Here is a 9662-nt window from a genome sequence, read left to right on the forward strand (position 1 = left end):
AAAATCCAAAATTATAAAGAGAGGTTGGCGTGAATATGAAAAATGAGCGTTTACAAAGGCTTGAGCCGTATGAGTTGAAAGACTCACGTACGGTTCTTAGACGGGAAAAGATGAGTAATCATCTCGACCTAGTCGTCAAAAAGATTTTTGGTGATGAAAGAAATAAAGATATATTAATAGCATTTTTAAAAGCAGTTTTAAAAATAGATATAGAAGATGTACAAATATTAAATAGTGAGCTACCAAAGGAAAATATAGCAGATAAAAAAAGCATATTAGATATAAGAGCAACTATAAACAAGAATGTAGAAATTGATATAGAAATACAAGTATCAAGAACAATTTATATGCCACAAAGAAGTTTATATTATTGGTCAAAAATATATTGTGAACAATTAGAAAGTGGCGAAAAATATAATAAATTAAAAAAGACAATATGTATAAATATATTAGATTTCAATACTTTAGATACTAACAAATATCATAGTATGTTTAAGCTAAAGGAAAATGAAGAAAATTATGTTTTAACAGATTTATTAGAAATACACTTTTTAGAAATGAAAAAATTAGATGAATATAAAGAAAATGATGACTTATCACAATGGGTAAGTTTTATAAAGGCAGATTCAAAGGAGGTATTGGAGAAAATGGCTAAAGTAAATGCTAACATAGATAAAGCTGTAAATGTATTAACTACAATGAGTCAAGATAAAAAAGCAAGAGCGGAATATCTTTCACGTGAAATGGCATTGCATGATGAAGCTACTAAAATTGAAGAGGCTATGGAAGAGGGATATGAACAAGGTTTAGAGCAAGGTATACAAAAGGGTATACAAGAAGGAATTGAAAAGGGAATTGAGAAAGGGATTGAGAAAGGAATTGAGAAAGGAATTGAACAAGGGATTGAGAAAGGAATTGAACAAGGGATTAAGCAAGCAAATATTAATAATGCTAAAAATTTCTTAAAGTTAGGTGTTGATGTAGAAATAATTGTTCAAGCGACAGGATTAAGTAAAGAAAAGATATTAGATCTTAAGAAAGAAATTTAAAAATTTAAATATTTAAATATTATAGGAAGTTCCATTAATAAAATTAAAATTTAGAAGCTCATTTATTTGTAATAATATCTTAAGAAAATTGAAAATGTATTTTAAATATTTCGTACTATAATAAGACTTATTATAAGAGGGGAAAAGTAGTATGATGGAAGGATATATTTTTAAATTAATGAAATTTAAAAGAGACTATATCAAAAATTATGGGTGTGTAAATTAATTTGATATAGTCTCTATTTATTTTATATATTAGGAAACTCAACTCATTTCATTGCGGGAGTACACAGTGTGTACCTTCAAGAAACGAAATTGAAATTTGGATTCTCACTTAAGTCATACTACTTTACAACTATATTTACAAGTCTTCCTTTAATAACGATAACTTTAACTATAGTTTTTCCTTCAGTAGCAGCAACTATTGCTTCATCAGCTAAAGCGGCAGCTTTAATTCCTTCTTCATTTAAGTCAGAAGCAACATTAATTCTATTCTTAATTTTACCATTAACTTGAATAGCTATTTCAACTTCATCTTTAACTAAAGCTTTAGCATCGTATGTTGGCCAAGCTTCGTTAAATACTGAGTACTTACCAGTTAATAATGACCATTGTTCTTCAGCAAAGTGAGGAGCAAATGGAGCTAAGATTTTAATAAAGCCTTCACATACAGTCTTTAAGAAATCTAAGTTCTTAGTTTCTTCTTGAACATACTTAGATAAAGCATTGATGAATTCCATCATTCTTGCAATAGCAGTGTTGAATTGCATTTTTTCACCATCTTCAGTAACACCTTTAATAGCGTTATTTAACCAGAAGTTTAATTCTTTTTCTGCTTTATCCATAGTATCTTTGTTATTTGTACCAGCTTCAATAGCTTCTCTACAGATAGTTAAGTATCTTTCAATTCTATCTACGAATCTAGCAACAGACTTAATACCGTCATCACTCCAAGCTCCACCTTCAGTGTAAGCAAATCCAAACATTAAGTACATTCTAAATACGTCTGCACCATATTCTTTGATATAATCATCTGGAGAGATAGTATTTCCTTTAGACTTAGACATCTTTAATCCGTCTGGTCCTAAGATAAGTCCTTGGTGAGTTAAGCTCTTGAATGGTTCATCAAAGCTTAAGTAACCCATATCTCTTAAAGCCTTAGTTATAAATCTTGCATATAATAAGTGCATACAAGCATGCTCTGGTCCACCAACATATTTATCAACTGGAAGCATCTTATCTACCTTTGCCTTATCAAAAGCAATTTCAGTATTTTTATTATCTACATATCTCATTTGGTACCAAGAAGAGCAAACGAATGTATCTAAAGTATCACATTCTCTCTTAGCTGGTTTACCACAACAAGGACAAGTAGTGTTTATAAAACTTTCACACTTAGCTAGTGGTGATTTACCATCTGGAGCAAATTCAACATCATATGGTAATTCAACAGGAAGATCTTTTTCTGGAACTGGAACAGCACCACAATCTTCACAGTAAATTATTGGAATTGGAGCACCCCAATATCTTTGTCTTGAAACTAACCAGTCTCTTAATCTGTAATTAACTTTAGCAGAACCTAAACCATCTTTAGCTAATTTTTCAACAATAGCTTCTTTAGCTTGTTCTGTAGTTAATCCATCGAATTCACCAGAGTTAACTAAAACACCGTATTCACAGTATGGTAATTCAACTTCTTCACCTTTTTTGCTAGTTATAACTTGATCTATTGGTAAGTTAAACTTAGTTGCAAAAGTATAATCTCTTTCATCATGAGCTGGAACAGCCATAACAGCACCAGTACCATAAGTTGCAAGAACATAATCTCCAACCCAAACTGGAACTTCTTTGCCATTTATAGGATTTATAGCATATGAACCAGTGAATACACCAGTTTTTTCTCTTGTAAGAGATTGTCTTTCTATATCAGATTGTTTTTTAGCAGCTTCTTTATATTCTTCAACAGCAACCTTATTTTCAGCAGTAGTTATTTCATCAACTAATGGATTTTCAGGAGCTAAAACAACATAAGTAACACCATTTAAAGTATCAACTCTTGTTGTGAATACATTGAAGTTAATGTCTGAATCTTTAACTTTGAAGTTAACTTCAGCACCAGTAGATTTACCAATCCAGTGCTTTTGCATAGCAACTGTCTTTTCTGGCCAATCTAAAGTGTCTAATTTTTCTAATAGTTCATCAGCATATTCAGTAATTTTGAAGAACCATTGAGTTAAGTCTTTCTTAGTAACTTCAGTTGAACATCTTTCACAAGCACCATCAACAACTTGCTCATTAGCTAAAACTGTGTTACAAGATGGACACCAATTTACAGGAGCTTTCTTTCTGTAAGCTAAGTTATTTTTTAATAATTGTAAGAAGACCCATTGAGTCCATTTATAATATTCTGGAGTACAAGTTATAACTTCATTTTCCCAGTTAAACATAGCACCCATAGCTTTTAATTGCTCTTCCATAGTTTTAATATTTTTCTCAGTAGAATCCCATGGATGAATTCCTGTTTTAATTGCAAAGTTTTCTGCAGGTAAACCAAAGGCATCAAATCCCATTGGTTGGAATACATTGTATCCTTGCATTTTCTTTAATCTTGCCCATGAATCAACAGGTCCGTAGTTAAACCAGTGACCAGCATGTAATTGGCTTCCTGATGGGTAAGAGAACATTTCTAAAACGTAAAGTTTTTCGCCCTCTGCATCTGGATTAAATTTGTAAAGTTCAGTTTCTTCCCACTTTTTTTGCCACTTTTTATCGATAGCAGTTCCGTAGTTACTCATAGTTTTAACCCTCCTTAGATGTAATGGAAATATATCAATTAATTATTCCCTAAATTAATAAAAATATATAAAAAAAGCCCCTCATCTCAATTAAGAGACGAAAAGCTATATTTCGCGGTACCACTCTTATTAGAAAAATTAAAAATTAACTTTAAATTTTCTCACTTAAATCCGTAACGGGGATTCCGTACTTGCTTCTAAACAAGTAAGCTCCAAGGCAAGTTCCTATAAACGAATCACTGTTTCTCAGCAACCAACAGCTCTCTTAAGATTACAATATTATAGTACTACTCCTTTTCAAAGCAGTAAAAATATTTTAAATAATAATTAATTATATAGTAATTCATTAGAAGAAGTCAAGATATGTGTATACTTTTAATTTATAGATGAAAATGTATTAGGGTTATAGGCATACTATCATTAATGTCATTTAGAAAAGGCTTAAGTAAAATTTTATATTTACATAGAATATAAAATTATATTTTTGATAAAACTAAAGAGGAAAAAATATCTAAACAAAGGATGGAGTGATTTTGTGACAATATTAAATTGTATTCTAGGAATAGCTTTCATATTTTTTGTGGCATTTTTGCTTTCAAATAACAAGAAAAAAATTAACTGGAGAACTGTAATAATAGGTTTTTTAATTCAATTTGGATTTGCTCTTGCTGCATTAAAGTGGAGCATAGGTAAATATGTGTTAAGTAGAGTAGCATTGGCTGTACAATCAGTAATTGATTATGCAAAAGAAGGGATAAGTTTTTTGTTTGGATCACTAGCTAATGATGGAAGTATATTTGCTGTTAATGTTTTAGGAGTAATTATATTTATATCAGCTATTGTATCAGTCTTATATTATTTGGGAATTATGCAATTTATTATAAAAATTATAGGTGGAGCTTTATCAAAGCTTTTAGGAACATCTAAATTAGAAACTATATCATCTTCAGCTAATATATTCTTGGGTCAAACAGAAGCACCCCTTTTAATTAAGCCATATGTAGAGAAGCTTACTGAATCAGAATTATTTACAGTTATGGTTGGAGGGCTTGCATCAGTTTCAGGATCAATATTAGTTGGATATTCATTATTGGGTATTCCAATAGAATACCTAGTATCTGCAAGTTTTATGTCTGCACCTGCAGGGCTTATAATGTCTAAGATTATAATACCGGAGATAAAACAAGCAAAAGTAAATGAGGAAATTGAAATGGTTAAAGATGATTCAGCTAATGTTGTTGATGCAGCAGCTAAAGGTGCTATCGATGGCTTAGGATTAGTTCTTAATATAGCAGCTATATTATTAGCATTTGTTGCTTTAATAGCTTTAGTAAATGGACTTATAGGAGTAGTAGGAGGATGGTTTGGAATTGCCAATTTAAGCTTACAATCTATTTTAGGATATATATTTGCACCAGTTGCAGCTATTATTGGTGTGCCATGGAGAGAAGCAGTAACAGCAGGTTCATTAATTGGGCAAAAGATTGTGTTAAATGAATTTGTAGCATTTTCAAGCCTTTCTGAAATTATGTCTACATTATCAGCAAAGACAATAGCAATAGTTACATTTGCATTATGTGGATTTGCTAATATTTCATCTATAGCCATATTAATAGGTGGTATAGGTGGTATGGCTCCTAGTAGAAAGCATGACATAGCACGTTTAGGATGGAAAGCTATTATGGCAGGAACTCTTGCTAATCTCCTAAGTGCAACAATAGCAGGATTTTTATTAACAATATAGTTTTAAAAGCTAGTAATACAAAGATGAGTGATATGCTTCTTTTACAGTAGACAGTTAAAATAATAAGACTGTTACTATAGAGGGAGTATTTTATTATGGGAAGAAAAGAAGCATTAAGGAAACACCTACTCACTGGCGATCGTAGGTGTAAGTTAGCCTAACCAAATTAAAAATTTGGAGGGTAAAAAGGAAACGAGACTCCCTTCGGTTGCTGAGTAAGTTCGATTAACTAAATCGAAGATTTAGAATCTCACTTAAGAAAATTTTAATAAATATGATAAATTTTTTGTAAGACTTCTTTGCTAGTATATAAATATAAATTGATTGCCATGGTATAATAATACAATGTGAAGGGAGTGTGTTTAAAGAAATGATAAAAAATACTGTTTTAGTAGTAGATGATGATAAGGAGATTGTTGATGCAATTGATATATATTTAAGAAATGAAGGGATTAATGTAATTAAAGCTTATGATGGGATAGAGGCATTAGAAGCTTTAATGGAAAAAGATATTCACCTTATTTTAATGGATATCATGATGCCAAAGATGGATGGATTAAGAACAACAATGAAAATAAGACAGGAAAAAAATATACCTATTATTTTAATTTCAGCAAAGTCAGAAGATACAGATAAAATATTAGGTCTTAATATGGGAGCAGATGATTATATAACTAAACCATTTAACCCATTAGAACTTATAGCAAGAGTTAAATCACAATTAAGAAGATATACTGTCTTTGGAAATTATAGTGTGCAAAATAAGGAAGGAATCACATCAGTAATAAGTAGTGGTGGTCTTTCTTTAAATCAAGGCACTAAAGAAGTTTTAGTTGATGGAGAAGTGATAAAGCTTACAGCAACTGAGTTTGGAATATTAGAGTTATTACTTAAAAATCAGGGTAGAGTATTTTCTATAGATGAAATTTATGAAAAAGTTTGGAAAGAGCCAAGCTATAATGCAGAAAATACTGTGGCAGTTCATATAAGAAGGATCAGGGAGAAGATTGAAATTAATCCTAAGGAACCTAAATATTTAAAGGTGGTGTGGGGAATTGGATATAAAATCGAAAAATATTAATAATGATAAAGAAAATAAATTAGATATAGAAAAAGAAAAAAGTAATATTAGAAAATTATTTAAGAATAAGGAGAATACGAATTATATAATTTATATTATAACAGTTATAACATTAGTAACTACAATTTTATCTGGATTAGAAGTTAAGGATAATTTAATATATGTTATACCAGACAGAATATATACTCAAACTCAAGTATTTGAAAAAATATATGATTATACTAAGCTAGCACAGAACTACTCATTATATTATAAATCATCTACGTATACTGAGAATAAAGATAATATTACTAAAAATGATATAGATATATGTAAGGCAGAATTACAAGATAAAGCAAATTCTGAATATGAAGATTACAGAAGTTACAAATATAGTGATAGTAGTTTTGATAATTTAACTTATGAACAACAAGAAAAAATTCTAAATGAAGAAAGAGAAAAAATTAATGAAAAATATACTTTAAGTGATGAAGAAATGACGGAGTATGTTTTAAATAGAAAAAGTAACAGTTCAAAGGATTTAAATAATAAAATAAAATCTTATGTTAACTTAAACTTTAGAGCTTATGATAAATTAAATGATATTTGGATTGGTGGAGACGAAATAGATGTTGACGCAATTAAAAAAGATAGTAGTAGGTATTTTAAAGAAATAAACATTGATTATAATGGAAATTTAATAGAAAAAATATATGTTAATGGTAAAGAAATAAATGGAAATAATGCATTAACTAAGTTTATCGATAATTATAGTTATGGATCTAAATATTTTGGATATACTTCTACAGAAACTAATTATACTAGTGAAATTTACTATAATGATGGAGAGAAACATAATGTAACTATATATATATGGATGCCAAAAGAACTTCAATCTGGGGATGTAGTTTATGAAAGCTTTATTAATATACAGAAGAATGTTAAGAGTTTTTATTTAAGTTGTATTGTATTTGTAGTATTTTTTGTTTTATTAATTCTTTGTATATTATATTTAGCTAAATATAAGCTAAAATCAGAATTAATAGAAGGTATAATAAATAAATTTAAAGTTTATCCTATTGAATATAAAATAGGAGTAGCAATATTAGCTTGGATAATATGGAATATGGCACCACGTATACATTATAATTTAAGTAATTACATAATAAGATTAAATTTAAGTTCAATAATTTGGTCAACTGTAGTAGTGGTTATTTATTACTTTTTAATTAGAATAATAATTGCTAATTATAATGAAGGAACATTATTTAAGAATAATATTACAATTAAGATTTGGAATTATTTAAGTGATGTAATGAATAGGGGTTCTATAATAAGAACATTTGTAATAATGACAACTTTATATGTATCAATAGGGTTATTGCTATTCTTCTTGTCAGCAATGTTCTATATATGGCCAATTGGAATAGTAGCAGGAATAATATTAACAATTATATATATTATAATGCTAATTAAGGATTTAGTTTATTTAGATAAAATAATGGTTGGAGCTAAGGCTGCATCAGAAGGAAAACTAAATTATAAGATTGATGAAAAGGGAAGAGGACATCTTAGAGAATTAGCACATGATATAAATAATATAAAAGATGGGTTAAAGAAGTCTGTTGAAAATGAGATGAAGAGTGAAAATATGAAAACTGAGCTTATAACTAATGTATCCCACGATTTAAAGACTCCATTAACTTCAATTATTAATTATATTGATTTATTAAAGAGAGAAAATATTGAACCAGAAAATGCTAGAGATTATGTAAGTATATTAGATAAAAAATCTCAAAGGCTTAAGGTATTAATAGAAGATTTATTTGAGGCATCTAAAGCTGCTAGTGGAGCAATGGAACTTAATATTTCTAGAATAGATATTGGACAATTATTAAAACAAGCTCTAGGTGAAAATGATGAAAGATTCAAGGATAACAGATTAGAAGTAAAATTAAATATTCCTGATGATAAGATATTTATTAATGGAGATGGAAAGAGATTATATAGAGTGTTTGAAAATCTTATATCTAATATAGTTAAGTACTCTTTAAGTAATACAAGAGTATATATTGATATGTTTAAAGAAAATGATGAAGTAACAATAGTTATGAAGAATATATCGGCTTATGAATTAAGTTTTGATACAAATGAAATAACTAATAGATTTAAGCGTGGAGATGCATCAAGAAGTACAGAAGGTTCTGGATTGGGTCTTGCTATTGCTAAAAGTATAGTAGAACTTCATAATGGAAGTTTTAAAATTGAAGCTGATGGAGACTTGTTTAAATCTATAATAAAATTGAAATAAATTTCTTTATAGATATATAAACAACTAAAATGGGTTGTATCAAAAGATGCAACTCTTTTATTTTATATAAATTATCAATTGATAATCACTATACATTTAAGAAAAGGTGAAGTAAGTTATAATGCTAATTGATAGACTTTATCAATTAGAAAAATTTTTTAAAAAATTTTCAAAAAAAGCTTGTAATTAATAATTATTATTATATAATAATATATATAAGGTGATTCGAAAGTAATCATGAAAAACAAAAGAACAAATAAATAAGAAGTTAATAAAATGAAATATATTATAGAAGATTTTTAGGAGGAATAAAATTATGAAAAAATTTGTATGTACAGTATGTGGATATGTTCATGAAGGAGAAACTGCACCAGCAGAATGTCCATTATGCCATGTTGGAGCTGATAAATTCGTAGAACAAGTAGGAGAATTAGTATTTGCTGATGAGCACAGAATCGGAGTTGCTCAAGGTGTAGATGAAAGAGTAATCGAAGGATTAAGAGCTAACTTTGTTGGAGAATGTACAGAAGTAGGAATGTACTTAGCAATGTCAAGACAAGCAGATAGAGAAGGATTCCCAGAAGTTGCTGAAGCTTATAAGAGAATAGCAATCGAAGAAGCAGAACACGCTGCAAAATTCGCAGAATTATTAGGAGAAGTAGTTGTTGCTGATACAAAAGCTAACTTAGAAGCTAGAGTAGCT

At 28.9% G+C, this 9662-nt stretch carries 6 protein-coding genes and 1 other annotated feature; of the genes, 5 read left to right on the top strand and 1 reads right to left on the bottom strand.

All coding sequences use genetic code 11. The features are described from left to right. The first annotated feature begins 35 nt into the window (after positions 1-35). Positions 36-1049, top strand: a complete 1014-nt coding sequence (locus tag Q0Y03_RS14590) for an Rpn family recombination-promoting nuclease/putative transposase (RefSeq protein WP_297714536.1) — start codon at positions 36-38, stop codon at positions 1047-1049. A 344-nt stretch (positions 1050-1393) separates the two neighbouring features. On the opposite strand, the gene leuS is transcribed toward Q0Y03_RS14590, so the two are convergent. Next, entirely contained in the window at positions 1394-3844 is a 2451-nt protein-coding gene (gene leuS, locus Q0Y03_RS14595) for a leucine--tRNA ligase (protein WP_297714537.1), read from the bottom strand. A gap of 90 nt (positions 3845-3934) precedes the next feature. Further along, positions 3935-4154, bottom strand: a binding site (T-box leader). 225 nt (positions 4155-4379) lie between these two features. On the opposite strand from leuS, the gene Q0Y03_RS14600 reads away from it, so the two are divergent. The 4 genes from Q0Y03_RS14600 to Q0Y03_RS14615 all read left to right on the top strand — a co-directional run. Continuing rightward, positions 4380-5588, top strand: a complete 1209-nt coding sequence (locus tag Q0Y03_RS14600; RefSeq protein ID WP_297714538.1) for a NupC/NupG family nucleoside CNT transporter — start codon at positions 4380-4382, stop codon at positions 5586-5588. A 370-nt stretch (positions 5589-5958) separates the two neighbouring features. Beyond that, on the top strand, positions 5959-6669 hold the full coding sequence (locus Q0Y03_RS14605; RefSeq protein ID WP_297714539.1) for a response regulator transcription factor: 711 nt from the start codon (positions 5959-5961) through the stop codon (positions 6667-6669). Next, positions 6644-8959: an MFS domain-containing histidine kinase gene (locus Q0Y03_RS14610; protein WP_297714540.1), complete on the top strand. Its 2316-nt coding sequence runs from the start codon at positions 6644-6646 to the stop codon at positions 8957-8959. The genes Q0Y03_RS14605 and Q0Y03_RS14610 overlap by 26 nt, the downstream gene beginning before the upstream one ends. A 316-nt stretch (positions 8960-9275) precedes the next feature. Further along, positions 9276-9662, top strand: a 387-nt coding sequence (locus Q0Y03_RS14615; RefSeq protein WP_297714541.1) for a rubredoxin-like domain-containing protein, incomplete at its 3' end; no start/stop codon positions are given.

The organism is Clostridium sp. (assembly GCF_026168755.1).
In the GTDB taxonomy this organism is placed as follows: Bacteria; Bacillota; Clostridia; order Clostridiales; family Clostridiaceae; genus Clostridium.